Here is a 23615-nt window from a genome sequence, read left to right as displayed (position 1 = left end):
GCCGTCGCGGCGAACCCGCGCGGAACGGCCGGGGCGCACCGCGACGCGCCGGGGCGGCTGGCAGGATCGAGGGGATGAGCACCGAGAATCTGACCCGTGCCGAGGCGGCCGCGCGATCGGCCGCCGTGACCGTCCGCGGCTATCGCGTGGAGCTCGACGTCTCCGATGCGCCGGACCCGGACCGCCCCGGTTTCGCGACCACCACGACCGTCGAGTTCGACGCCACCACCGACCGGACGTGGCTGGACTTTCTCGGCCCGGCGGTGGAAGCGGTGACGGTCAACGGCCGCGAGGTGCCGGTCGAGTACGACGGGGCCAGGATCGCGCTCGGCAGTCTGGCCGCGTCGAACGTGGTGACGGTCCGGGCCACCGGCGCCTACAGCCGCTCGGGCGAGGGCCTGCACCGCTTCCTGGACCCGGCCGACGGGCAGACCTACCTCTACACCCAATACGAGCCCGCCGACGCGCGCCGCGTGTTCGCGTGCTTCGAACAGCCGGACCTGAAGGCGCCGTTCACGTTCGTGGTGACGGCGCCGCGCGGCTGGGAGGTGCTGTCGAACCGGCCCGCCGAGGCGGTGGCGGCCGAGGGCGAGCGGCAGACGGTGACGTTCTCCCCCACGCTGCCCCTCTCCACCTACATCACGGCGGTGGCCGCCGGGCCGTATCACCGCGTCGAATCCTCTTGGCGGCGGGACGATCTGGTGGTGCCGCTGGGTGTGCTGTGCCGCGCCTCGCTGGCGAAGTACCTGGACGCGGACACGATCCTCGAGGTCACGACCCAGGGGCTCGACTTCTTCGCCGAGCACTTCGACTACCCCTACCCGTGGGGGAAGTACGACCAGGTGTTCGTGCCCGAATACAACCTGGGCGCGATGGAGAATCCCGGCCTGGTGACCTTCACCGAGGAGTACGTCTTCCGCGGCGCGGCTACCGCCGCGCAGTACGAGGGCCGGGCCAACACGATCCTGCACGAGATGGCGCACATGTGGTTCGGCGACCTCGTCACGATGACGTGGTGGGACGACCTGTGGCTCAAGGAGTCCTTCGCCGACTACATGGGCGCCCTGGCCAACGCCGAGGCCACCCGGTGGCGCGACGCGTGGGTCGCGTTCGCGAATCGCCGTAAGGCGTGGGCGTATTCGCAGGATCAGCTGCCCACGACCCACCCCATCGTGGCCGACATCCCCGATCTGGAGGCCGCGAAGCTGAACTTCGACGGCATCACCTACGCCAAGGGCGCGAGCGTGCTCAAGCAGCTGGTCGCGTGGGTCGGGCGCGACGAGTTCTTCGCGGGCTCCCGGCGATACTTCCGCAAGCACGCGTTCGGGAACACAACGCTGGCCGATCTGCTGACCGAGCTGTCGGCGGAGTCGGGACGCGACTTGGAGCAGTGGGCGCGGGCCTGGTTGCAGATGTCCGGGATGTCGACGATCTCGCTCGAGGACGGCGCGATCATGCAGACCGACCCGCGCCCGCACCGGTTGGCCGTAGGGCTCTACGACTTCGACACGGCGGGCGATCTGGTGCGCCGCGACCGCGTGGAGCTGGACCTGGTCGGCGAGCGCACGCCGGTCGCCCTCGCGCCCGCGCCCCTGATCCTGCTCAACGACGGCGATCTCACCTACGCGAAGATCCGCCTGGACGCCAATTCCCTTGCCACGGTGGAGGGTTCCCTCGACCGGGTGACCGATCCGCTGGCGCGCGGGCTGCTCTGGTCGGCGCTGTGGAACGCGGTGCGCGACGGGGTGCTCGACCCGTCCCGGTATCTGGCGATGGCCCGGCGCTTCGCCCCCGCCGAATCGAATATGGCGCTGCTGACCGCGGTGCTGGCGAACGCGTCGTTCACCATCGCGCACTATCTGCCCGGCGCGGCCCGCGACCGGTGGCGCGGCGACTGGCTCGAATCCTGCTGGGCCGCCCTGCATTCGGCCGCACCCGGCTCGGGCGCGCAGCTGGCCTGGGCGCGTGCGACGGCGACCGCCGCGACCGTCGACGGGCGGCACGCCACCGAGATCCGCGACATCCTGCTCGAGCGCGCACCGGCGCCCGACGGGCTCGCGCTCGATCCCGACCTGCGCTGGTCGCTGTGGCGGGCGCTGGCCGCGACCGGGGCCGCCGACGCCGCGGATCTCGACGCCGAACTCGCCCGCGACGACACGTCGTCGGGCCGCACCGCCCGGCTCGAAGCGCTGGCGGCGCGACCGGACGCCCGGGTGAAAGCCGAAGCGTGGTCGTCGGCACTCGAGGACACCGCACTGTCCAACGACCACCTCGACGCGGTGATCGACGGCTTCCGGGCCGGCGCGCGCCGCGACCTGCTCGCGCCCTACGACGGCGAGTACTTCGCGAACCTGCGCACGGTGTGGGCGCGGCGCAGTATCGAGATCGCGCGGCGCATCGTGCTCGGCCTGTTCCCCACGACGGAGTCGCTCGCGCCCGTCGACGACTGGCTCGCGGCGAACGAGGACGCGCCGGGAGCGCTGCGGCGCTTGGTGATCGAACAGCGCGACCACCTCGCGCGGGATCTGCGCGTGCGCCGCATCGAGTGGCCGGAGACCGAATAGCGGCGTCGGCGGTTCACTCGCGGGATACTCGGCGCGGCCGCCCATCTCGTGTCAGGTCAGGATGCGTCCGGCCCGGGACGAAACGCCGCCCACGGCGACACCCGACAAACGCGCGAAACGCCGCAGCGCCGGATCGTGTTCCGGCGCACGGCATCTCGGCGTTGCGGGTCAGTCCTGGCGGACGACCTCGATCTCGAGGCTCAGGGTGATCTTGTCGCCGATCACCGTGCCGCCGTCGGGCAGCGGCATGTCGATGTCGAGCCCGAACTCCTTGCGGCTCACCACGGTCTTGGCCTCGAAACCCGCGACGGTGCCCTGGCCCATGCCCGGGTTCACGCCCAGGAACTCGACCTCGAGCGACACCGGCTTGGTGTTGCCGCGCACCGTGAAATCGCCGTCCACCACGAAGTCGTCGCCGGAGACGCGGAAGCCGGTGGACTTGAACGTCATCACCGGGAACTGCTCGGCGTGGAAGAAGTCGGCGGTGCGCAGGTGGGCGTCGCGCTGGTCGTTGTCGGTGGTCAGCGAGTTCACCCGGATCTCGGCCTCGGCCGAGGCGGTGCCGTCCTCGTCGATGACGAGCTTGCCGTCGAAATCGGTGAAGCGGCCGCGGACCTTGCTCACCATGAGGTGGCGTACCGCGAAGCCGACGCTCGAGTGGGCGGGGTCGATGACCCAGGTACCGGCGGTGAGTCCGTTGGCGATTCCGGTCGTCATGGTCGATTCTCCTTTGTTGGTAGAACTTTCAATCATCGGGTGATACGTGGGCGACATCGTCGGCGCCCGGGGGGTCAGTCCAGGCCGCGGCCGCTGAGCAGTTGCTCGAACGGCACCGGCTCGCCGTAGGGGTCGGGCGGGCGCACCGCGGAGCGGGCGGCGAGCATCTCGGTGAATTCCTCCCCGGCCCTGGCGATCCGCTGGTCCAGCGCGTCGGCCGCGCCACCGGCGCCCCAGTCCTCCGAGGCAGCGAACACGGCCGTCGGCGCGACCACGGTGCGCAGGTAGACGAACATCGGCCGCAGCGCGTGTTCCAGGGCCAGCGAATGCCGTTCGGTGCCACCGGTCGCGCCGAGCAGCACCGGCATGCCGACCAGCGAATCCGGTTCCAGCACATCGAAGAACGACTTGAACAGGCCGCTGTAGGAGGCGTTGAAGATCGGCGTCACCGCGATCAGCCCGTCGGCGCCGACCACCCGGTCGAGGGTCTTGCGCAGCGCGGGCGACGGGAACCCGGTCACCAGGTTATTGGCCAGATCGTGGGCGTGGTCGCGCAATTCGACCACGTCGAAGCGCACCCGCCGGTCCCGCTGGGTGAGGAAACGTTCGGTGGCGGCGGCGAGCCGGTCGGCCAGCAGCCGGGTGGACGAGGGCTGCGAGAGCCCGCCCGACACCACCGCGATCCGCGTCTCGGTCATCACACCACCTCCGCTTCCCGCGCCGCCAGCAGCGAGGCATGGGTGGGCGCGTCGGGCACACCGGGTGCGCGCCGCGCCTCGAATTCCTTGCGCAGCACCGGAATCACCTCCGAACCGAGCAGATCCAGCTGCTCCAGCACGGTTTTCAGCGGCAGGCCCGCGTGATCGACCAGGAACAGCTGGCGCTGGTAGTCGCCGAAGTGCTCGCGGAAGGTGAGGGTCTTGTCGATGGCCTCCTGCGGGCTGCCGACGGTGAGCGGCGTCTGCTCGGTGAACTCCTCCAGCGAGGGGCCGTGCCCGTAGACGGGCGCGTTGTCGAAGTAGGGGCGGAACTCGCGCACCGCGTCCTGGGAGTTCTTGCGCAGGAAGACCTGCCCGCCGAGGCCGACGATCGCCTGATCGGCCGAACCGTGGCCGTAGTGCTCGTAGCGCCGCCGGTACAGCTCGATGAGCCGCTGGAAGTGCTCCTTGGGCCAGAAGATGTTGTTGGCGAAGAAACCGTCACCGTAGTAGGCGGCCTGTTCGGCGATCTCGGGGCTGCGGATGGAACCGTGCCACACGAACGGGGGCACGCCGTCGAGCGGGCGCGGGGTGGCGGTGAACGACTGGAGCGGGGTGCGGAACTTGCCCTCCCAGTCCACCACGTCCTCGCGCCAGAGCCGGTGCAGCAGGTGGTAGTTCTCGATGGCGAGCGGGATGCCGTCGCGGATGTCCCGGCCGAACCAGGGGTAGACCGGACCGGTGTTGCCGCGGCCGAGCATCAGGTCCACCCGGCCGTCGGCCAGGTGCTGGAGCATCGCGAAATCCTCGGCGATCTTCACCGGATCGTTGGTGGTGATCAGCGTGGTCGCGGTGGACAGCAGGATACGGTCGGTGCGCCCGGCGATGTAGCCGAGCATGGTCGTGGGCGAGGACGGGACGAACGGCGGGTTGTGGTGCTCGCCGGTGGCGAAGACGTCGAGCCCGACTTCCTCGGCCTTCTGCGCGATCGCCACCATCGCCTTGATCCGCTCGGCCTCGCTGGGCGTGCGGCCGTTCGTGGGGTCGGTGGTGACATCACCGACGGAGAAGATTCCGAACTGCACGAGGCCTCCTCGGCTAATTGGTTGACTTGGCAACCATAACAACCGGGGCGCCCCCGTGGGTATTCCACGGTGACGCGGCTCACATAGTGGGACGCGATGCGGAGCGAGGCGGGACTGGCGGTACCGGATACCATCCGCGCATGGCAAAGGTAAAGGTCTCCGTCGACGTTCCGATCCCCCCGGCGGAGGCGTGGTCGCACACCGCGAATCTGGCCGAGCTCGATCGGTGGCTCACCATGCACGAGGCGTGGCGCGGCGAGGTGCCCGCGACGCTCACGCCGGGCACCGAGCTGGTCGGCGTGGCCACGGTGAAGGGCATGCGCAACCGGGTCACCTGGAAGGTGCAGACGGCCGACGCGCCGAGCAAGCTGGTGCTGAAGGGCTCCGGCAAGGGCGGCACCAAGTTCACGCTCGGCCTGCTGGTCGCGCCGAAGGGTGCGGGCTCGGAGGTGACGGTCGACCTCGAACTCGGCGGCGCGCCGCTGTTCGGCCCGATCGGCTCGGGCGTCGCGCGGGCGGTGAAGGGTGATATCGAGAAGTCGCTGGAGAAGTTCGTCGCGCTCTACGGCTGAGCGCCGGTGACGAGTCGGGGGCCGTGGCGATCTCGCCACGGCCCCCATTCGGTCCCTCCGTCAGTGCACCAGCACCTTCGTGTCGGCGCCCTCCGGGATCGGCGGCTTGGTGCGCGGCAGGAAGAACGCCGGGATCAAGGTCAGCACGATGAGCACGACCGCCACCACGTACGTGTCGGCGAACGCGTCGGCCGCCTGGGCGAGACCGATCGCCACCGCCTCCGGTCCGAGCTGCTGCGCGATGGCCGGATCGATGTTCGACGCGATCGCGGGACCGGCCAGCATCTGGTCCTTGAGCAGGTTGGCCAGCACCACCGAGATGGTCGCGGTGCCGATGGAACCGGCGGTCTGGTTGACGATGTTCATCAGCGTCGACCCGCGCGCCACCTGCTCGTGGGTCAGCGTCTGGATGGCGGCGGTCATGATCGGCATCATGGTGCAGCCCATGCCCAGACCGGTGACGAACAGCGCCGCGCACATCACCCAGTAGGAGCTGTCCGAGGTCAGCTGCGTGAAGTACAGCATGCCCACCGAGAGCAGGGCGACGCCGAACAACACGATCTTGCCCGGTCCGATCTTGTCGACCAGGCGACCCGCGATCGGCATGGTGAGCATCGCGCCCAGACCCTGCGGCGCGATGAGCAGACCCGCCGCGAGCGCGGTCTCCCCGCGCACCTGCTGGAGGTAGGACGGCAGCAGCAGGCCGGAGCCGAAGAACGCGATGGCGAACAGCATCATGGTGAGCACCGAGAACGTCATCGCGCGGTTGCGGAACAGCCGCAGGTCGATCAGCGGGTGCTTGGTGTTGAGCGCGTGGAAGACGAACCCGATGAGCAACAGCGCGCCCACGACGATCGGGATGATCACCTTCTTGGTGGCGGCCGTGCCCTCCTCCGGGATGATCGAGACGCCGTAGAGCAGCAGCGCCAGGCCCGGCGAGGCGAGCAGCATGCCGACGAAGTCGAACGATTCCGAGGGGTGCGGATCGTCGGCGGGCAGGATGATCCAGGCCGCGGCGATCGCGATCACGCCGATGGGCAGGTTGATGAGGAAGACCCAGTGCCAGCTGAACGCGTCGATCAGCCAGCCGCCCAGGATCGGGCCGCTGATCGGGCCCAGCAGCATCGGCACGCCGAGCACGGCCATCACGCGCCCGACCCGGTGCGGGCCCGCCGCGTGGGTCATGATCGTCATGCCCAGCGGCATGAGCATGCCGCCGCCGATGCCCTGCACGACGCGGAACGCGATGAGCGACTCGATGTTCCAGGCCGCGCTGCACAGCACCGAGCCGATCACGAACAGCAGCAGCGCGGTGACGTAGAGGCGTTTGGTGCCGAACCGGTCGGCCGCCCACCCGGTGAGCGGGATGACCGTGGCGAGGGCGAGGGTGTAGCCGGTGACCGTCCACGCGGCCATCGCGGGACTGGTGCCGAACTCGTTCTGGAAGGTCGGCAGGGCGACGATGACGACCGTGATGTCCAGGATCGACATGATCGCGCCCAGCACGACCACGCCCGCCACCTTGAACACACCCGCGTCCAGCTTGTCGGAGGCCGGGTCCGGGCCCGCCTTGATATCCGGAGGTTGGTTCACCGGATAAGACTGGCACTAGTTGTCCCGGATGACCAACCGATACTTTTCGGGGAGCGACGCAACGGTGCTCGCGGACCGGATTTCCGCGCGTTCGGCCGCTCGGCCCGGCGGGTCTGGTGCCGGGTCGAGCGGCCGCGTTCGCTACGCCAGGTGGCGCTTGCCCCGCCCCTGGGCGAGGTCCAGCTCCAAGGTGACCGGGATGGCGGTCACCTCGAGGGCTTCGCGCAGGCGGGCGACCGCGTGGCCGAGGATCCGCTTGCGCAGTTCCGCGATATCGGCGAAGGTCTCGGCGGTGACGGTCAGGTGCAGTTCCGGCGCGTCGCCGGGGCCGGAGAGCCACGCGGCGGCCGAACGGACGCCGGGGTAGCTCTCGATGTCGTCGGCGACGGCGTCGGCGGCCGTCCCGGATTCCAGGGTCGTTGTACCGGTTCCCGTATCGGTGCCGACGCGCCACACCTCCGTTTTCGGCATCCGGAACAACTGCGCGAAAAGCCAGCGCAGGCACAGCAATCCGAGCACCACCGCGCCGGCGATGGTCACCCACAGCACCCACGTGGGCGGCCCGCCGGTGCCCGGCACCAGGGGTGCGTCGGAGTCGACCCAGCCGAGTCGCCCGTAGTGCGCGACCAGTGCCAGCACACCCGCCGCGATCAGCGCGGCGCCCACGAGTCCGATCAGGCCGCGGTTCAGCTTGGCCGGACGATTGATCGCGCTCATTGCACACCTCGCTTACGGCTCGCGTGCACGCTGGCGCGCACCCGCCGCACGGGTTGCGGCCCGATCTCCTGCACCCGCCGGGTGAGCAGATCGCACACGGCATCCGCCATGCCTTCGGACTGCGCCCGGTCGGTGTGGGCCGAAACCTTCACGCCCTTGCGCTTCACCTTGATCCGCGCCTTGCGCACGCCGTCCATCCCGGTCGCGGTCTCCTGCAACGCGGTGCGCAGGCCGCTGCGCGTGACGCCACCGCGCAGCCCTTGCTCCTCCGCGAGCGGCAGCAACAGCGCGCGTCCGGGCAGCACGGCCACCGCCAGCAGCAGCAGACCGACCACCACGGCCGCGATGCCCGCGATCAGTACGGGCACCTCGTTCCAGGTGATGCCGTGCAGTTCGGTGGCGATCCGATCGTAGGAGACGTACTCGCGCGTCCCCGCCAAGCGCTGGCCCGCCCACACCCCCACCGCGACGCACCCGGCCAGCAGGAGCAGCGCGAGCAGGGCGGCGGGCACCGCTCGGCGGGGCCTGCGGATCACCGCACCCTCCGTTCGACGACGGCGGATTCGCTGACCAGCGCGCCGATCACGATGTCCACCCCGGTCACCGCCAACCCGGTGAGTTCGGTGGTGCGGCGCAGCACGTGCGCGCGGCACGCGTCGGCCACCCGCCCCACCGGGGCGGGGTAGACGACCGGGATCCGCAGATCCAGCGCCGTGCGATCGCCGGTGACCCGCGCCTCGGCGTCGACGTCACGCCCGACACCGGCCACCTCGCGGGCCGCCTGCGCCGCGATGCGACGCACGGCACGGCCCGCGACGGTGGTGAGGCCGGGCAGCTCCGCTGCGGCGGCCGCGGTGGTCATCGCCTGCTCCGGCGCTGCGTGGAGCGCACCAGACCGGACAGGTCGAGCTCACCGTCGAACCAGCGCCCGACGAGCAGTCCCAGCGCCCCGAACACCAGGACGATGGCGAAGGCGCCGAATCCGCCGAACGCCGCGGCGAAGCCGAGCGCGAGGCCGACGGCCAGACAGATCGTTGTCGCGTTCACAACGGACTCCTCTCCCAGCGGATGGGTGGGTGGTTACTGCACCCGGCCGGTCGGGGCGGCGGTGGTGGCGTCGTCATCGTCGTCGCCCGGGATGTAGACGTCGTTGACGTTGATATTGACCTCGACCACCTCGAGCCCGGTCATCTGCTCGATCGCGGTGATCACGTTGCGGCGCACCGTGCGCGCCAGTTCGGCGATGGCGACGCCGTACTCGACGACGATCTCCAGGTCGACGGCGGCCTGCGTCTCGCCGACCTCCACCGAGACGCCCTGGCCGATGCTGGCCGACGCGCCGGGGATGCGGTCGCGGATCGCGCCGAACGCGCGCGCCGCGCCGCCGCCGAGGTCGTGCACGCCCCGCACTTCCCGGGCGGCGAGGCCGGCGACCTTCTGGACCACCACGTCGGCGATGGTGGTGGTGCCCTGGTCGGTAACCAGGTCATTGCGCTTCTTGGCGGGGGCGTTCGGCGCCGCCGCGGCCGCCGTGTTCTTCGAGGTGTCCTTCTCGGTGGTCGCCGTGGTCATGGTTTCCTCCTGATTTCCGTTGTGGTGCAGTGGATATCGGACCTACATCTCTGTCGACACCGGCCGTGCCGCTTTCGTCACGCATCGGTTGTGTGAACTGAGTTACCCACTATTCGCCGTCGAACGCGGCCGCGTCGAGTTCGGTGACCACCAAGCGCAGCGGGGCCGCGGCCAGCGCGGTGCCCGCCAGCGCGTCGCGGACCGCCTTCTCGGCCAGGACCAGCAGCGGCGGCAACGGCAACACCGCCGCGATCACCCGGACCTCCACCGCGTCGGCCGCGAGATCCACGGCGTAGCGGCGGGTGTCCCACGGCCACCAGGCCGGGTCCTCGGCGCCCAGCGGCGTGGCGGGCCGCAGCCCCGCCACGTCGTCGAGTGCGGCCAGGACCGCGTCCGCGAGCACGGACGTCTCGTCCCGCCGCATCACGCCTCCGGCTCGATATCGAGGATCGTCACCGTCACCGCGTCGATCTCCTGTCCCGTCTGCTCGGCGACCACCCTGGTCACCTCCCGCTGCACCGCCGCGCCCACCTCGGCGGCGTGGGTGTCGGCCGCCAGCACCACGTCCACCTCCACCAGTATCGCGCCGGCTGCGGTGCGTCGGGCCCGGACGCCTTCCGCCGCAGCGGGTTCCGTGCCCGCGAGGCGTTGCCGTCCGGCCCGGACGAAGGTGCCGACCAGTCCGCGCACACCGGGCTCGAGCCGCACCACGCCCGGCGCCGCCGCGGCCGCGCGCGCCGCGACGGCCGCGATCACCGCGGGTTCGACCACCGTGACGGTGACCGGCGCCGTCATCGGCGGTCCTCCTTCGGCTTCCGGTACACATCGGTGACGGTGACGTCCAGGCGCGCGGCCACCAAGCCGATGCGCGCGGCCAGCGCGGCGCGCACCCGCTCCCGCACCAGCGGCACCACCTCGTCGACCTGCGTTCCCGGAAAGCCCACGGCCACCGCGATTTCCACATCGGCCAGCAGCTCGCCGTCCGGTCCTTCGCCGACCGTGCGCACGGCGCAGTGCCGGGCGTGGACGCCGGGCACGGTGTCGGCGGCGTAGCGCAGCACGGCCGCGACCGCCTGTTCGCTCACCTCGACCCCACCGGGCTCGTCGGTGGGCAGGGCCAGGGTGCGTCCGCGCCGCGCCTCCGCGCGGACCGCCGACATGATGCGCGTGACGAGGTCCGGTGGTGGCTCCTCCGGTTCCTGGATCAACTCCCTGGTCGCGGACCGCAGGGCGCGCAGGCTCTCGCGCGCGGCCCGGCAGTGCGGGCACGCGCGCTCGTGCTCGTCGCCCAGGCCCGCCTCGGCCGCGTCCAGCCGCCGCCACACCCGCTCCAGGTCGCGGCCGCACGGCAGCAGGTACTCCCGCTCGGTCGTGTCGTTCACCGCCATGGCTGCATCACCTCGAACAATTGGGCGCGTGCGCGGGCGATGCGCCCGCGCACGGCGGTCGTGTTGGTCTCGACGATCTCGGCGATCTCCTCGTAGGACAGGCCGTGCACTTCGCGCAGCAACCAGCAGGCGCGCTGTTCGGGCGTGAGCCGCGTCAGCGCCTCGGTGAGCGCTTCCAGCTGCGAACTGATCTGCACGGCGTGGTCGGGCCGGGTGTCGGCGCGCGGCGATTCGGCCGTGTCCAGGTCCACGTCGACCTGGGGCCTGCGCGCCCGGATGACGTTCAGGCAGCGATTGGTGGTCATGCGGTACAGCCAGCCGACGAACGCCTCCGCATCGTGCAGTTGGTCCAGCCGCCGCCACGCGTTCAGGAACACCTCCTGCACCACGTCCTCGGCGTCGGCGCGATCGGCGAGCATCCGCACCGCCAACCGGTACATGGGCGCCTGATAACGCACCACGAGTCGCTCGTAGGAGCGCATGTCGCCGTCGCGGGCCCGCTCCACCAGCGTGACCTCGTCGGGCGTCACGGACGCCTCCGCATCGATCGCCGTCACAGCACCTCCTCCACCGCTCGTAGTACCGACACCGTGGCGCACCGAACGTCACGCGGAATTATCCGTGACCGGTGTCTCATCGTTTGCCACGTGAGCTTTCCGCGCGTCGCGGTGTCTGTATCGGTTGTACGCCCGGAAACGCCGGGTGTGCCGATACGAGGAGGAGGACGCGATGTCGTTCAGCGACAAGGTCGGCAACAAGGTGGACGATCTCGGCGGCAAGGCCAAGGAAGCCGCGGGCAACGCGACCGGCGACGAGGATCTGCGCAACGAGGGCAAGGCCGATCAGGCGACCTCGGCGATCAAGGGCGCGGTCGAGGACGTCAAGGACGCGGTCGGCGACGCCGTCGACAAGGTGAAGAAGACTTTCGATCGGTGATAGCCGGGCGGTAGCGCCGTAGCGGCGCACCCCGGCACCGCTCCGCGGAGCGGCACGAAAAGACCACGCCTGGCTGCCGCGAGCCAGGCGGGCGGGGCGGGACCATCCTCAGGGATGGTCCCGCCTTTGTGCGTTCGGGGGCATCCCTTCAGCTACCAACCAGCAACGCGAATGTCCGCGCGACACACCGGAATACGACGCGCCGGGTTGTGATCACGAATGCGGGAAACCCTCCCCGCGACGGCGAGTGGAAGCGAGAATGATAGCGGCCGACTACCGGCCTCCTGGGGACGCATCGGCTGTCTTGCCCGAACGAAACACGTAGGGAAACACGATGAGAGTCAAGAAATTCACCGCCACCGCCGTGCTCGCGATCGGGGCCACCGGACTCGCGGCCGGCGCCGTCCACGCCCAGCCCTCCTCCCCCGCCGACGCGCCCGTGAGCGTGCACGGCGTGGACCGGGGCGTCACCTACACCGCCGCACCCACCGCGAACGGGACGGGCATCGTCACCACCGTCACGGGTGGCGCGTTCTCCGTGAGTGGTGACGCCAAGGCCGTCACCCTCACCGACGCCGCGGGGCAGGTCGTGGCCACGCTGCCGCTCGGATTCCACGCGCACGGCCAGACCTTCGGCCTGTCGCCGGCGATCACCGACGCGGGCCGCACGCTCACGCTCACGCCGGTGAACGCGCCCGCCGCGACCACCCAGCACCTGGCGCAGATCGCCGAACCCGACGACACCGTCGCCCGCAAGCAGTACAACGCGGGCATCGGGGCGCTCATCGGCGCGGGGATCGGGGCCGTGATCGGCTTCTTCCTCGGCGGCGTCGGCGCCCTGGTGACCGTGCCGATCGGCGCGGGGATCGGAGCGCTCATCGGTTTCGCCACGCCGTGATCGACGGAAAGCGCACCGCCGCAGCCGTTCCGATGCGGCGGTGCGTGTCGTTCCTGGATAGGGTCGGCCGCCGACCCGAACGACGACGGGGCGCGACCAGCCGTGCGCACCTGCGATGCGCGGAATCGATCGCACCCCCACAGCCACCGAAGTAAGGTTAGGCTCCCCTCCATGGCGACGGCGAACGTGGACGACGTACATCCGATGATCCGGCGGGCGCGGGAGATCGCCGATAACGTGCTGTTCCCGGCCGCGGGCGAGGTGGATCGCCGCGGCGAGGTGCCGGGTGAGCACTGGGAACTGCTGGCCCGCGAGGGTTTCTACGGACTGGCGGCGTCGGCGGGCACCGGGGAGCTCGGCGTCCCGGAGATCGTCGAGATCCTGGAGACCCTGTCCGGCGGCTGTCTGTCCACCACTTTCGTGTGGATGCAGCACAACGGCGCGGTGCTGGGGCTCGCCGGAACGGAGAACACCGCGCTGCGCGACCGGTACTTCGACGGGCTGGTGCGCGGTGCGATCCGCGCGGGCGTCGCGTTCGCGGGTGCGGTCTCGAATCCGGCGAAGCTGTTCGCCCGCGAGGTCGACGGCGGGTACCTGCTCGACGGCGACGCGCCGTTCGTCAGCGGCTGGGGTGTGGTCGACCTGCTGCAAGTGTCGGCGCGCGACGACAGTTCGGGCACCGATCTCGTGGTGAACGGCTTGGTCGACGCCGCGACCGGGGACGGATTGTCCGCGCACACCCTTGAATTGGTGGCCGGGCAGGCCACGAGCACCGTGCGCCTGAAGTTCGAGGACTACCTGCTGCCCGCCGACCGCGTCACCGGCACCGCCCCCTACAGCGATTTCCTGTCCTACCAGGCGTTCGGCTCCCGGCTCAACGGCTGCGTCGCCTGCGGTGTCGCGGGGCGCGCGATCCGGCTGCTGCGCGAAGCCGGACAGGAGACGGCCGCGGCCGCGCTCGGCAAGCGCCTCGACGCCGCCCGCTCGGCCCTCGACGCCGCACTCGCCGCCCCCGACACCATGCCCGCCGCGCGGGCGGCCGCCGCCGACGTGGCATTGCAGGCGGCGGGCGCGCTGGTAGCCGCGGTCGGCGCGCCCGCCCTGCTCGCCGGCCACACCGCCCAGCGCCTCGTGCGCGAGGCCACCTTCACCCTCGTCGCGGCCAGCAGACCGGACATGCGCGAGCACCTCCTGACCCTGCTCGCGGACTAGATCGTCTACACGGCGCGCATCAGGCGGCGCTGGTGAGCTCGGCGCCATCGGAACGCAGGGGCGTCGTGACCGATCCACACGGCGATGCCGAGCAGTTCGATCGTCTATCACGCGCCGACCTGTCGAAGGGCAAGCCGATGGACGGGTCCGCACCGGCCCGCTCGTGGGGACGGTGAGCGCGAGCGTGCTCTCCTACGGCAGGCGCAGCCGGAGGCCCAGGGTCCCCGGGTTTCGCCAGACTCACTCGCGGTACTCCGCGCGGGGCCGAGAAACCGCGCTACCCGGTCGCGACGCCGACCGCGTCCTCGAGTTCGCTCAGTCCCTCCTCCAGGTGGAGCAGGAGGCGCTGGAGGTGGGGGACGGAGCGGCGGCAGCCGACGATGCCGAAGTCGAGGTTGCCCGCGTTGTCGGCGAGGGTGATGTTGAGGGCTTGGCCGTCCAGGGCGATGGACAGCGGGTAGTTGCCGTCGAGGCGGGCGCCCTGCCAGTACATGGGTTCGCGTGGGCCGGGGACGTTGGAGATCACCAGGTTGAACGGCGGTTTGGTCGCGTTCACGAAGCCGGGCACGGCGGCCAGCGCCAGCGGGGACATCGTCACCGCCGACAGGGCGAGCGCCTGGGCGCGCGGCAGCTGGGCGAAGATCTCCTTGCCCGAGCGCATGGACGAGTTGATCAGGGCGAGCCGGTGGATGGGGTCGGCGACGTCGGTGGCCAGGTTGCACAGGATCGCGCCGACCATGTTGCCGCCCGCGTCGGCCTCGTGCTCGGAACGCAGCGAGACCGGCACCATCGCGATCAACGGATCGTCGGGCAGGGCGTCGCGCTCGAGCAGGTAGGCGCGCAGGGCGGCCGAGCACATGGCGAGCACCACGTCGTTGATCGTCACGCCGGTCGCCTGTTTGACCGCCCGGATCCGTTCGCGGGGCCAGGATTGCGCGGCGCACCGCCGTGCGCCGCCGATCGGCACGTTGAACATGCTGCGCGGCGCCGCCGAGCGCAGCACGCCCTGGCTCTCGTCCAGTGCGGCGCGCGCCAGGGCCAGTGTGCCGGGCGCCATCCCGGCGACACCGCGCACGGCGCGCCCGATCGCGCCGAAAGGCCAAGCGCCGCCGTTGGATTCGACCGCGTCGCGCGGCGGGCGGCGCAGCGTCCACGGCACCTTGATCTCGCCGCCCGGTTCCGTGGACAGCGATCGGATCAGCAGGCGCTGCGCGGAGATGCCGTCGATCAGCGCGTGGTGCAGTTTGGTGTAGATCGCGAACCGGCCGTCGGCCAGCCCCTCGACGATGTGCTGTTCCCAGAGCGGGCGGTGCCGGTCCAGCAGGCCGCTGTGCAGCAGCGAGGTGAGTTCCAGCAGTTCCCGGATACGGCACGGCTGCGGTAGCGCGGACCTGCGCACGTGGTAGTCCATATCGATGTCGCGGTCGTAGCTCCACGAGAGGCTCGAGATGCCGCCGAACAGCCGGCCCGGCCGTTTCCGGAACGTGGGTTGCGGATCGTCTGCCGCCGCCAGCGTCTCGTACAGGGTGTGCACGAAATCCGGGCCGGCGCCCGCGGGCGGGTCGAACAGCTGGAGCGCGCCGACATGCATCGGATGCTCCCGCGACTCCCCCAGCAGGAACACGGCGTCGGCCGGTGCGATCAACTCCATACCCAGGGCCTCCTCGCCGAGCGCGCACCGCCCTGCCCGGACCAGGTCCTGGCACCGCCACGGCGCGATTCCTACCGGGAGTATTTCAGAAATGCGCGGGCGGGTGGGCGGTTGCCGAATATCAGCTGAGGTGGGTGGTCCGGCGGTGTCACCGGCGTGCCAGTGTCCGGTGCGCGGGCCCGGCATGATCGGTGCCGTGTCGTCCGATGCCGCTCCCCCGCAACCGTTTCCGCCCGTCGACCCGTACGAGGAGGGCCTGTTGGACGTCGGCGACGGTCAACGGGTGTATTGGTCGGTGAGCGGGAATCCGGAAGGTGTGCCCGCACTCCTCGTGCACGGCGGGCCCGGGAGCGGGTCGAGCCCGGGCAGCCGGCGGGGGTTCGATCCGCGGGTGTACCGGATCGTGCAGTTCGATCAGCGGGGGTGCGGACGGAGCGAGCCGCACGCGTCCGATGTGCGAGTGAGCTTGGCGCACAACACGACCGAGCACCTGATCGCCGACATGGAGGCGCTGCGTACGCATCTCGGGATCGAGCGCTGGTTGCTGTACGGCGGATCGTGGGGTTCGACCTTGATCCTCGCCTACGCCGAGCGATTCCCGGAGCGGGTGAGCCGGATCGTGCTCGTGGGGGTTACCACCACGACGCCCGCCGAGATCGAGTGGCTCTATCGCGGGGCGGGCCTGCTGCTGCCCGACGCGTGGGAGCGCTTCCGCGATCACCTGCCGCCCGGCGAGCGCGACGGCAACCTGGTCGCCGCCTACGCGCGCCTGGTCAACCACCCGGACCCGGCCGTGCACGAGGCCGCCGCCCGCGCCTGGTGCGCGTGGGAGGACGCGGTGATCGCGCACGAATCACAGGGCACGCCAGGGCAATACAGCGCCAAGCCCGAGGCCGCGCGGCTCGCGATGGTCCGCATCTGCACGCACTACTTCGCCCACCACGCCTGGCTCGAGGACGGCCGGCTCCTGCGCGACGCGCACCGTCTCGCCGGCATCCCCGCCACCCTCATCCACGGCCGCCTCGACCTCTCCGCCCCGCTGCGCACCGCCTGGGACCTCGCCCGCGCCTGGCCCACCGCCGACCTGAACATCATCGAGGACTCCGGCCACACCGGCAGCCCCACCCTCCGCGACACCGTCCTCACCGCCCTCCAAGCGCACAGCACCGAGTGACTGCTCACAATTAGGTCGACCGACCTACTTTTGCCGCTACCCTCGCGAAGGTCGCTGACGTAGCACCCGAGGGCCGTCATGGACGGATCGCAGTTCGCCCGCACCAAGCGGGTCATGTTGTGGACAGATCTCGGTTTCCTCGCGTACTGGCTCGCGACGGCGTTCGGCATCGTGAGCGATCTCGCATACCGTAGGGTTCGCTTTCACTTTCCGCCGTCGGCAAACCCCCGCGAATCCCGGCGTGCGGGCTCCGATTCGGGTCGTGCGCAGCCACACCGGACGGGGCGGTGTTTTGTGCGATCTCCCGAAACGGTGCGGCGGCGACCTGGGAATCAATAGTGAGGTGACAGGTTCTTCGGGAGTGGGATTGTGAATGCGACCAATGTTGGTTTCGCGCTGTGCTGATCTTGATCCGGCCCGCGATATGTTTCGCGCGGATGGTGCCGTCGACCACGGCCACCGGGCAGCCCAACGAGACGGACGAAAGGATTCCGGCCTGCCGCCGTCTCGCTGCGCTCCCCGTCCCCGCTCCATCAGTCGGTGCGCCGACGCCGTCGCGGTCCCTCATCCCGCGGGTGACCGTCGGCGCTACCCCCTGCCCGAAAGAAGATCGTGTCCAGAGTCCCTCCGCGCTTCCTCCTTCTCGTCACAATCCTGTGTCTCGGGTTGATCGGCGCGCCCGCGAGCGCCGAACCCCTGTACCCGCACCAAGATCCCGACCCGTTCTTCGCCCCGCCCGCCGACCTCGGCTCCTACGCCGCCGGTGACGTGGTGCGCGCCCGCCAGATCGACACCGGCCCGTACGTGGGCACGACGGGCTGGCAGGTGGCGTTCCGCTCCACCAACTCCGGCGGCAAGCCGATCATGGCGATGACGACCGTGCTGATGCCGATCGGCGTCGACAAGCCGCCGCTGGTGTCGTACCAGGCGCTGATCAATTCGCTGGGCACCAGCTGCAATCCGTCGCGGTCACTGTTCAACGGCGAGTTGCAGGACGCGCCCGGCGCGATGCTGCCGATCGGTCGCGGCTGGGCCGTGTCGCTCCCGGACTACCTGGGCCCCAACGTCGCCTACGGCGCGGCGAAGCTGAGCGGCATGGTGACCCTCGACAGCGTGCGCGCGGTGCGGAAGGTCGCCGAGCTCGGCCTGGCCGACTCGCCCGTCGCCCTCGCGGGCTACTCCGGCGGTGGTATGGCGACGGCGTGGGCGGCGGCGCTGCAACCCACCTACGCTCCCGAACTGAAGATCACCGCCGCCGTCGCGGGCGGCATCCCGGCCGATCTCGAGCAGATGGCACTGGGTCTCGGCTTCGACCCGCATCCCGGTTTCGGCCTGGCCTTCGCCGCCGCCATGGGACTGGAGCGCGAATACCCGGAGCGCCTGCCGATCTCGGATCAGCTCAACGAGAACGGCCTGTGGTTCCGCGAATTCACCCACGACGCCTGCCGTCGCTTCCTGCTCTTCCACGGCGCGTTCCGCAGCGCCGAGCAGATGGCCGCTTCCAAGAGCCTGATGGACAGCCCGGCCGCGCGAGAAGTCCTGCGCGAGAACAGCTTGCGCCGCTACTCCGGCACGCCCACCGCCCCCACCTACCTCTGGCAGGGCCGCTACGACACCCTGACCCCGTTCGACTCCGTGGAGGAAGTGGTCCAGAAGTACTGCGCGGCAGGCGCTCCCGTGAAACTGGCCACCTACGACATCGCCGAGCACATGACCGCCGCCGTCGCCGGTTTCGCCGACGCCTGGAACTACGTCGAGTCGCGATTCAAGGGTGAGCCCGTCCCGACCAGCTGCTGAGCCGACGCCGCAGTGCCCCGTAGGTCCACCGACCTTACGGGGCATTGTCGTTCGACACGCCCCCGTCGTGCGGATCAACCCCCAGCTCGGCGCTGCGATATGCCGGTCGTAAAGTCGGCCGCCGCGCGCCGCGAAGTGGATGCGGTTGCGGACCGGTGACAACTTCGCGTGCCACTCACAGCTGATGGCGGACCCGGCGAAATCGACAGTACGCTGACGCGTGGCCTTCGCGTTTTTGTGCGTATTCGGGCTCTCGGGCGAGCAGACCACGCCTGCTTCGATCTGCATGCGTCTCTGACGCTGATCCGGACGTGATTCCTCGGCCCAGACCCGTACCGCGTGGTCGTCGAGACCGGCCAGGTCCGCGATCGCCTGACGTCGCACTTCGAGTGCGGCACCATTGAACCGCGCGATCTGTCGCCAGATGTTCTCGGCGAAAGTCGTATTCGGAAAGGGAAGGTGTTGGTGCTCAGCCTTCCTTGGCCGGTTCCAGTTGATCGAGGGTGTAGTCGGCCAGCACCACCGACCAGCTCTCGAACAGCGCCCGATTGATCGGCGACAGGCGTTCGGAGCCGTGCGGCCATTTCCGGAATGCGTGGGCACCGAACACATCCGTGGCGTTGCGCATCGCCCGGACGAACTCTTCGAACCATCTGTCGATCTGCGCGGACGGTACCTGGCCTTCGGAATCGATCAACTCCGCGGTCTTGTCGAGCAGACTCTCCAGCGTGCCGTACTCGTCATAGGCTTTGATGTCGTTCAACCGGCGGAACGCGAGGAAGCGCAGCACCGCCTCGCGGTCATGCATGCGCACGTGGTTGCGAAGCACACCGCCCGTCGCCTCGGTGAACTCGTCCTGCGAGGCACACAATTTCAGCAGATCACAGCTGCGGTTCCGGCTCATGCAATGCCGGATCTCCATCGAATTGAGTGGCTCACCACCGGTGTTGATTCGTTTGAAGATGTTGTACTCGACATCGCTCGGAATCGACGGGTCGATCACGTGGACAACGATCTGAACGTTGAGGAGCCGGCGACGCAACGGTGGAGTCAGGTCCTCGAACCACAAGCCGTCCACGCCGTCCAGGTACTCCAGGTCGCTCAACGCGAAATCGCTTCTCCGAGCGAAGTTGTGGATCGTCGACAGCCGCTGGAGCCCGTCGACCACTCTCAATATCCCTTCACCATCTTCGGCGAAATAGACAGCGGGAAGAGGAATCTGAAGCAGCAGGCTCTCGATCAACCGGGACTTCTGCCATGACCGCCACACACGGTTCCGCTGAAATCCGGTGCCAGCTCCAGATCGTCGTCATCGATCATGTCGAGCACGTCGCGCAACGCGAACTGCCTGGTGGTCACCCGGATCTTCTCCGGATCCCACGGCTCGAGCTCCACCTCGGGCCGAGCGCCGAGATCCGGCTCCACCTCCACGCCGGTGGCAGCACCCTCGAAAACCTCTTCCACCGCCCGCCCCGGTTCGAACGAAGCGCCGAATGCTCCAGTTGCCGACATGGGGCGGAGCCCAGCCGAGCGGCCACCCGGATCGGCATTTCCGAGGTGCGCCGCCACCATCACGCGCACTCTCCTGCACCCAGTGGCCGCCGCGGAACGGCAAGGTAGCGACGGACCTGCGACGGCAACGGGTCCGAGCGTGCCATCACGGTCGCACCGACCGGCGCCCGCTCACCGCCGCGTGGCGCGGTACCAGGTGACGCGACCGAAGCGGCGGAAGGCGCGGGAAGAGGTTTCGGCGCAGGCGAAGCCGTTGTCGCTCAGGAGGTTCGGGATAGCGTCGCCGAGGTTCTCGGCGAGGTGGGGGTTGCGGTGCATGCGCCGGGCGACGCGGCCGTCGGTGGGGGTGGGGTGGCCGGCCACGTCCACGAGGTGCAGGCGGGCGCCGGGGCGCAGCACGCGGTGGAGTTCGGCGGCGGTGGCGCGTTTGACGTCGGAGTCCAGGTGGTGCCACATGAAGGCCGAGAGAACGCGGTCGAACGAGGCGTCCGGGAACGGGAGTTCCTGGGAGTAGGCGCGGTCGAAGCGCACGTTCTCGCGGTGCTTGCGCTTGCGTTCGGCGCGGGCGAGGGCGCGTGGGTCGGGGTCGGTGCCGACGAGGCTCGCGCCGGGTGCGGCGTCGGCCGCCAGGAGGGTGAGATTTCCAGTGCCGCAGCCGATTTCGAGTACCTCGGCGCCGGGCGCGAGTTCGGCCTGGTCGACCAGCGTGCGGTGGATGCCGCGCACACCGAGCAGCCGGGTGAAGAGGTCGTAGACCGGCAGGAAGGCGTCGTGCCCCGCAGCGGGCAGATAGTCGTGCTTGTTGCCCATGGTGCGCGAGTGCGGAGAATTCTTCGTCATGGAAACCATGGTGATAGCCAGATCAGAGCCATAGTTGGTCGATTCTCGACAGTAGTAGGACTATCTTTGGTTCCATGTCCAGCTTCGCGCAGCCGGTCCGGTTCGAGGCGGGCGTACCGGTGTACAAGTACCCGGTCGAGCCGGACGCGCCGCCGTTGCGGCTGGTGCGCTTCACGCCGCACACCCGGCCGGCGGACGGGCGCCCGCATATCCACGACTTCCCGCTGTTGCTGTACGTGTGGCGCGACGGCGGGGAGCTGCGGCATCGCGCGGGCGAGCGACCGATGCGCGCCGGCGACGTGCACGTCATCGCGCCCGGCGCGGTGGTGGACGGCACCGGCGTCGCCACCTACGAGGGCGTGTACGGACTGTTCTTCGATCCAGGCGTGTTCGGCGGACCGGCGCAGGCGCTGTGGCCGGCGTGGCGAACCCATCCCCTGCTGTTCCCGTTCATCCACGGCACGCCGGGCGGCATCCTCTCCCTCCGCGTGCCGGAGAGTCGGCAACCGATGTGGCGCAACACCTTCGAGTCCATCGAGGACGAGTTGTCCGCGCGCCGGACGGGGTACCGGGAGGCGGCCGTCGCCCTGCTCACGCTGCTCCTCGTCGACGTGGGCCGCCTCACCGCCGATGTGGTCGAGGAGCTGCGCCGCCACAACGAACCGCTGCTGGCGGCGGTCTTCGACGTGATCGAAACCCGCTTCCCCCAGCAGCTCTCGCTGCGCGACGTGGCCGACGCGGTCGGCCTCACCCCCGCCTACCTCACCACCGTCGTCCGCAAACGCACCGGCCGCACCGTTCAGTCCTGGATCGTCGAACGCCGCATGACCGAAGCGCGACACCTGCTCACCGACACCGACCTACCCGTCAACGACATCGCCCGCCGCGTCGGCCTCCCCGACCCGGCATACTTCACCCGCGTCTTCCGCCGCGAACACGGTCGCACACCGCGAGCCTGGCGGGAACGCTCGGCACTCGACCTCGGCGACGAATAGCCGCATCGCGTCACGTATTCCGAGCGAGCTCCCCCGCACGGCCGCAACTGTGCGCGAACCACCGGTTCGACACCGAGCCGACTTCGCGTGAGTTCCGGCGTCGCTACACCGGGTGCGCCCGCAGACAGTCCGGGCACCGTACATTCCCGTCCGGAATCGCATCGGCCCAGGAGCGCCCGTGTGGAAGGATGCGATCCGCGTTGCCGCACACCGCCTTTCCGGTACCCGCGGCGACGGCATGCGCGATGGGCGGACCGTCGATGGTGAACCGGTATTGCGAATACGGACGGTCCGCGTCCGGAGGGATATCCGGGTCGTGTTCGACCCGGACGTTCCCGAAGAACCACATCTCATACTCCATGCACTCCCCCTCAGGACTCGGCGGCGAACGCCAGACCGCGTTCAGCGAGCGCTTCACCCAGAATCCGCACGGCTTTCGGCCCGACGCCGTGCAGAGCGAGCAGATCGGCTTCCGAGCGCGCGGACACCGCCGCGAGGGTGGAGAGTTCGGCGGTGCGGAGCGCGCGGGTGGCGGCCTTGCCGATGGATGGCGGGAGGTCGCCGGAAGTCGCGGCACCCGAGGTGATCGAATCCAGTTCGGCAGCCAGGCTTTTCGGCGCGCGATACTTCCATGCGGCCATCACCAGCGCCCACAGGTGCTGGCCATCGGCGTCGCGCAGCGGAATCTCCGCGCCGATCGTGCGGCCCGCGTGAGTCAGGGGGCGGGCATCGGCGTATCGCTCCACCGCCGGGCCCACGTCGCCCGCGGGCAGCCGCAGCCGGACGGTGCCGTCGGCGGTGAGCGATACGAACTCCTTGTTCCGCACCGAGAACACCACCGCACCGGCACGGCTGCTCTCCTCGACCTCCGGAAAGGTGGAGGCCGCCTTGCGCAGGACCGCTCGCGTCGTCATACCCCGATGCTAGGACCCGCTACCGACATCGCCACCCCCTGAGGCGAGCGGAACCACCCTGAGACCGTGTCCTCCCCAGGGATGACACCCGGTGGACGGATTTCCCCCGCGCGGGCGACGCGCGGGCGCCCGCTCGCGGACCATGCTTGACCATGCTCTTCCACCGCCTCACCCGCCGCGGACTGCCGCTCGGCGCCGCGATCACCACCGCCGCGGCACTCGGCACCGGGCACCCGCGTCCGGCTCCCGCACCGCAGCCCGCGCCACCACTCCGACGCGCGGACGCCCGCGCACCGCACCGCACCGGACCGCAACGCTGACCGTTCAGCGCAGCGGTGCGGTGGTGGTGTTCGAGCGCCCGACGTATTCGTCGTTGATCAGGTGATACGCGTGCCCCAGATCGGTGAGCGCCCGCCGCCAGTACGAATCCGCTTCGCCGCCCGCGGGATTGCCGGTGAGGGTGAGCAGCACCTCGGTGGCGCCGGCGGACCGGGCGGCGGCGTCGAGCAGCACCGGCGCGGGATCCACCGTGGCATCCTCGGCCAGCGCGTCGATGCGGTCGTGCAACCAGCGCGCGTCGGTGCGCGCCTGATCGGTCGACCGGCCCGGTACGGCGGCGCGCTGTAGCTCGCCGGTCACCACGCGGTGCACCATGTCCAGCAGCCGGGCGTGTTCGGCCGCCGGGTCCAGGGGCCTTGCCGGATCGGGCCACGGCTCGGGCTGGATGTGCAGGATGGCGAGGACGGCCCGCAATTGCGCGATGGTCACCACGGTCTCGTC

28 protein-coding genes are annotated in these 23615 nt (G+C 70.1%); 9 read left to right on the top strand and 19 right to left on the bottom strand.

The features are described 5' to 3' along the window. Nucleotides 1-74 precede the first annotated feature (74 nt). The gene (pepN, locus tag OHB21_RS27105; protein WP_113974983.1) at nucleotides 75-2564 is read left to right on the top strand and encodes an aminopeptidase N; all 2490 of its coding nucleotides are present in this window, start codon (nucleotides 75-77) and stop codon (nucleotides 2562-2564) included. Between the two features lie 168 nt (nucleotides 2565-2732). On the opposite strand, the gene OHB21_RS27100 is transcribed toward pepN, so the two are convergent. From OHB21_RS27100 to OHB21_RS27090, 3 genes are all read right to left on the bottom strand, one after another. Further along, nucleotides 2733-3281, bottom strand: coding sequence for a YceI family protein (locus OHB21_RS27100; RefSeq protein ID WP_067514631.1), 549 nt, complete (start codon nucleotides 3279-3281; stop codon nucleotides 2733-2735). A 74-nt stretch (nucleotides 3282-3355) separates the two neighbouring features. Beyond that, nucleotides 3356-3979 (bottom strand): FMN reductase, encoded by a 624-nt coding sequence (locus OHB21_RS27095; RefSeq protein WP_195124102.1) that lies wholly within the window; start codon nucleotides 3977-3979, stop codon nucleotides 3356-3358. After that, the gene (locus tag OHB21_RS27090) at nucleotides 3979-5064 is read right to left on the bottom strand and encodes an LLM class flavin-dependent oxidoreductase (protein WP_067514627.1); all 1086 of its coding nucleotides are present in this window, start codon (nucleotides 5062-5064) and stop codon (nucleotides 3979-3981) included. The genes OHB21_RS27095 and OHB21_RS27090 overlap by 1 nt, the downstream gene beginning before the upstream one ends. A 140-nt stretch (nucleotides 5065-5204) precedes the next feature. Between OHB21_RS27090 and OHB21_RS27085 the strand changes: the two genes are divergently transcribed. Beyond that, a complete protein-coding gene (locus OHB21_RS27085) occupies nucleotides 5205-5636 on the top strand; it encodes a type II toxin-antitoxin system Rv0910 family toxin (protein WP_067514625.1) in 432 nt (143 codons plus the stop codon). A gap of 60 nt (nucleotides 5637-5696) precedes the next feature. Here the strand turns inward: OHB21_RS27085 and OHB21_RS27080 are convergent, their stop codons facing one another. The 10 genes from OHB21_RS27080 to OHB21_RS27035 all read right to left on the bottom strand — a co-directional run bounded on the left by OHB21_RS27080 (nucleotide 5697) and on the right by OHB21_RS27035 (nucleotide 11463). Continuing rightward, nucleotides 5697-7229, bottom strand: coding sequence for a DHA2 family efflux MFS transporter permease subunit (locus OHB21_RS27080; protein ID WP_195124101.1), 1533 nt, complete (start codon nucleotides 7227-7229; stop codon nucleotides 5697-5699). Between the two features lie 141 nt (nucleotides 7230-7370). Then, nucleotides 7371-7946, bottom strand: coding sequence for an Asp23/Gls24 family envelope stress response protein (locus OHB21_RS27075; protein WP_067514623.1), 576 nt, complete (start codon nucleotides 7944-7946; stop codon nucleotides 7371-7373). Continuing rightward, nucleotides 7943-8482, bottom strand: a complete 540-nt coding sequence (locus tag OHB21_RS27070) for a DUF6286 domain-containing protein (RefSeq protein ID WP_067514621.1) — start codon at nucleotides 8480-8482, stop codon at nucleotides 7943-7945. Before OHB21_RS27070 ends, OHB21_RS27075 begins: the two co-directional genes overlap by 4 nt. Continuing rightward, nucleotides 8479-8808, bottom strand: a complete 330-nt coding sequence (locus OHB21_RS27065; protein WP_067514620.1) for an Asp23/Gls24 family envelope stress response protein — start codon at nucleotides 8806-8808, stop codon at nucleotides 8479-8481. Before OHB21_RS27065 ends, OHB21_RS27070 begins: the two co-directional genes overlap by 4 nt. Next, the gene (locus tag OHB21_RS27060) at nucleotides 8805-8993 is read right to left on the bottom strand and encodes a hypothetical protein (protein WP_067514618.1); all 189 of its coding nucleotides are present in this window, start codon (nucleotides 8991-8993) and stop codon (nucleotides 8805-8807) included. Before OHB21_RS27060 ends, OHB21_RS27065 begins: the two co-directional genes overlap by 4 nt. A gap of 33 nt (nucleotides 8994-9026) precedes the next feature. Continuing rightward, the gene (locus tag OHB21_RS27055; RefSeq protein ID WP_067514616.1) at nucleotides 9027-9518 is read right to left on the bottom strand and encodes an Asp23/Gls24 family envelope stress response protein; all 492 of its coding nucleotides are present in this window, start codon (nucleotides 9516-9518) and stop codon (nucleotides 9027-9029) included. Nucleotides 9519-9627: 109 nt separating this feature from the next. After that, on the bottom strand, nucleotides 9628-9942 hold the full coding sequence (locus OHB21_RS27050; protein ID WP_067514614.1) for a hypothetical protein: 315 nt from the start codon (nucleotides 9940-9942) through the stop codon (nucleotides 9628-9630). Further along, on the bottom strand, nucleotides 9942-10313 hold the full coding sequence (locus tag OHB21_RS27045; RefSeq protein WP_067514612.1) for an Asp23/Gls24 family envelope stress response protein: 372 nt from the start codon (nucleotides 10311-10313) through the stop codon (nucleotides 9942-9944). The genes OHB21_RS27050 and OHB21_RS27045 overlap by 1 nt, the downstream gene beginning before the upstream one ends. Then, nucleotides 10310-10906 carry an Asp23/Gls24 family envelope stress response protein gene (locus OHB21_RS27040; protein ID WP_195124100.1) on the bottom strand — a complete coding sequence of 199 codons (597 nt, stop codon included), beginning with the start codon at nucleotides 10904-10906 and terminating at the stop codon, nucleotides 10310-10312. Before OHB21_RS27040 ends, OHB21_RS27045 begins: the two co-directional genes overlap by 4 nt. Then, nucleotides 10897-11463, bottom strand: a complete 567-nt coding sequence (locus OHB21_RS27035) for an RNA polymerase sigma factor (RefSeq protein WP_084538249.1) — start codon at nucleotides 11461-11463, stop codon at nucleotides 10897-10899. The genes OHB21_RS27040 and OHB21_RS27035 overlap by 10 nt, the downstream gene beginning before the upstream one ends. Before the next feature lie 172 nt (nucleotides 11464-11635). Between OHB21_RS27035 and OHB21_RS27030 the strand changes: the two genes are divergently transcribed. The 3 genes from OHB21_RS27030 to OHB21_RS27020 all read left to right on the top strand — a co-directional run bounded on the left by OHB21_RS27030 (nucleotide 11636) and on the right by OHB21_RS27020 (nucleotide 13952). Beyond that, the gene (locus OHB21_RS27030; protein WP_067514633.1) at nucleotides 11636-11842 is read left to right on the top strand and encodes a CsbD family protein; all 207 of its coding nucleotides are present in this window, start codon (nucleotides 11636-11638) and stop codon (nucleotides 11840-11842) included. Between the two features lie 334 nt (nucleotides 11843-12176). After that, complete coding sequence (locus tag OHB21_RS27025; RefSeq protein ID WP_195124099.1) at nucleotides 12177-12740, top strand: hypothetical protein; 564 nt, start codon at nucleotides 12177-12179, stop codon at nucleotides 12738-12740. A 171-nt stretch (nucleotides 12741-12911) separates the two neighbouring features. Then, nucleotides 12912-13952, top strand: coding sequence for an acyl-CoA dehydrogenase family protein (locus tag OHB21_RS27020; protein WP_228788428.1), 1041 nt, complete (start codon nucleotides 12912-12914; stop codon nucleotides 13950-13952). Nucleotides 13953-14229: 277 nt separating this feature from the next. On the opposite strand, the gene OHB21_RS27015 is transcribed toward OHB21_RS27020, so the two are convergent. Continuing rightward, nucleotides 14230-15603, bottom strand: a complete 1374-nt coding sequence (locus OHB21_RS27015; protein WP_195124098.1) for a WS/DGAT/MGAT family O-acyltransferase — start codon at nucleotides 15601-15603, stop codon at nucleotides 14230-14232. 196 nt (nucleotides 15604-15799) lie between these two features. Between OHB21_RS27015 and pip the strand changes: the two genes are divergently transcribed. After that, nucleotides 15800-16777, top strand: a complete 978-nt coding sequence (gene pip / locus OHB21_RS27010) for a prolyl aminopeptidase (RefSeq protein ID WP_324191938.1) — start codon at nucleotides 15800-15802, stop codon at nucleotides 16775-16777. A 609-nt stretch (nucleotides 16778-17386) separates the two neighbouring features. After that, on the top strand, nucleotides 17387-18574 hold the full coding sequence (locus OHB21_RS27005; RefSeq protein WP_407675261.1) for a lipase family protein: 1188 nt from the start codon (nucleotides 17387-17389) through the stop codon (nucleotides 18572-18574). Nucleotides 18575-19043: 469 nt separating this feature from the next. Here OHB21_RS27005 and OHB21_RS27000 read toward each other — a convergent pair whose 3' ends face one another. From OHB21_RS27000 to OHB21_RS26990, 3 genes are all read right to left on the bottom strand, one after another. After that, a complete protein-coding gene (locus tag OHB21_RS27000) occupies nucleotides 19044-19817 on the bottom strand; it encodes a DUF262 domain-containing protein (RefSeq protein WP_228788427.1) in 774 nt (257 codons plus the stop codon). Beyond that, nucleotides 19814-20086, bottom strand: coding sequence for a hypothetical protein (locus OHB21_RS26995; protein ID WP_147265744.1), 273 nt, complete (start codon nucleotides 20084-20086; stop codon nucleotides 19814-19816). Before OHB21_RS26995 ends, OHB21_RS27000 begins: the two co-directional genes overlap by 4 nt. Nucleotides 20087-20257: 171 nt before the next feature. Further along, nucleotides 20258-20926 (bottom strand): class I SAM-dependent methyltransferase, encoded by a 669-nt coding sequence (locus tag OHB21_RS26990; RefSeq protein ID WP_195124095.1) that lies wholly within the window; start codon nucleotides 20924-20926, stop codon nucleotides 20258-20260. A 74-nt stretch (nucleotides 20927-21000) separates the two neighbouring features. Here OHB21_RS26990 and OHB21_RS26985 point away from each other — a divergent pair, with 74 nt between their 5' ends. After that, a complete protein-coding gene (locus tag OHB21_RS26985) occupies nucleotides 21001-21921 on the top strand; it encodes a helix-turn-helix transcriptional regulator (protein WP_195124094.1) in 921 nt (306 codons plus the stop codon). A gap of 371 nt (nucleotides 21922-22292) precedes the next feature. On the opposite strand, the gene OHB21_RS26980 is transcribed toward OHB21_RS26985, so the two are convergent. Further along, nucleotides 22293-22835 (bottom strand): helix-hairpin-helix domain-containing protein, encoded by a 543-nt coding sequence (locus OHB21_RS26980; RefSeq protein WP_067514438.1) that lies wholly within the window; start codon nucleotides 22833-22835, stop codon nucleotides 22293-22295. Nucleotides 22836-22981: 146 nt separating this feature from the next. Between OHB21_RS26980 and OHB21_RS26975 the strand changes: the two genes are divergently transcribed. Continuing rightward, nucleotides 22982-23155: a hypothetical protein gene (locus tag OHB21_RS26975; protein ID WP_157115911.1), complete on the top strand. Its 174-nt coding sequence runs from the start codon at nucleotides 22982-22984 to the stop codon at nucleotides 23153-23155. A 4-nt stretch (nucleotides 23156-23159) separates the two neighbouring features. Here the strand turns inward: OHB21_RS26975 and OHB21_RS26970 are convergent, their stop codons facing one another. Continuing rightward, nucleotides 23160-23603 (bottom strand): hypothetical protein, encoded by a 444-nt coding sequence (locus OHB21_RS26970; protein ID WP_067514436.1) that lies wholly within the window; start codon nucleotides 23601-23603, stop codon nucleotides 23160-23162. Nucleotides 23604-23615 lie beyond the last annotated feature (12 nt).

This window comes from Nocardia puris (assembly GCF_036051655.1).
GTDB lineage: Bacteria > Actinomycetota > Actinomycetes > Mycobacteriales > Mycobacteriaceae > Nocardia > Nocardia puris.
This window is presented reverse-complemented; position numbering and strand designations above follow the sequence as displayed.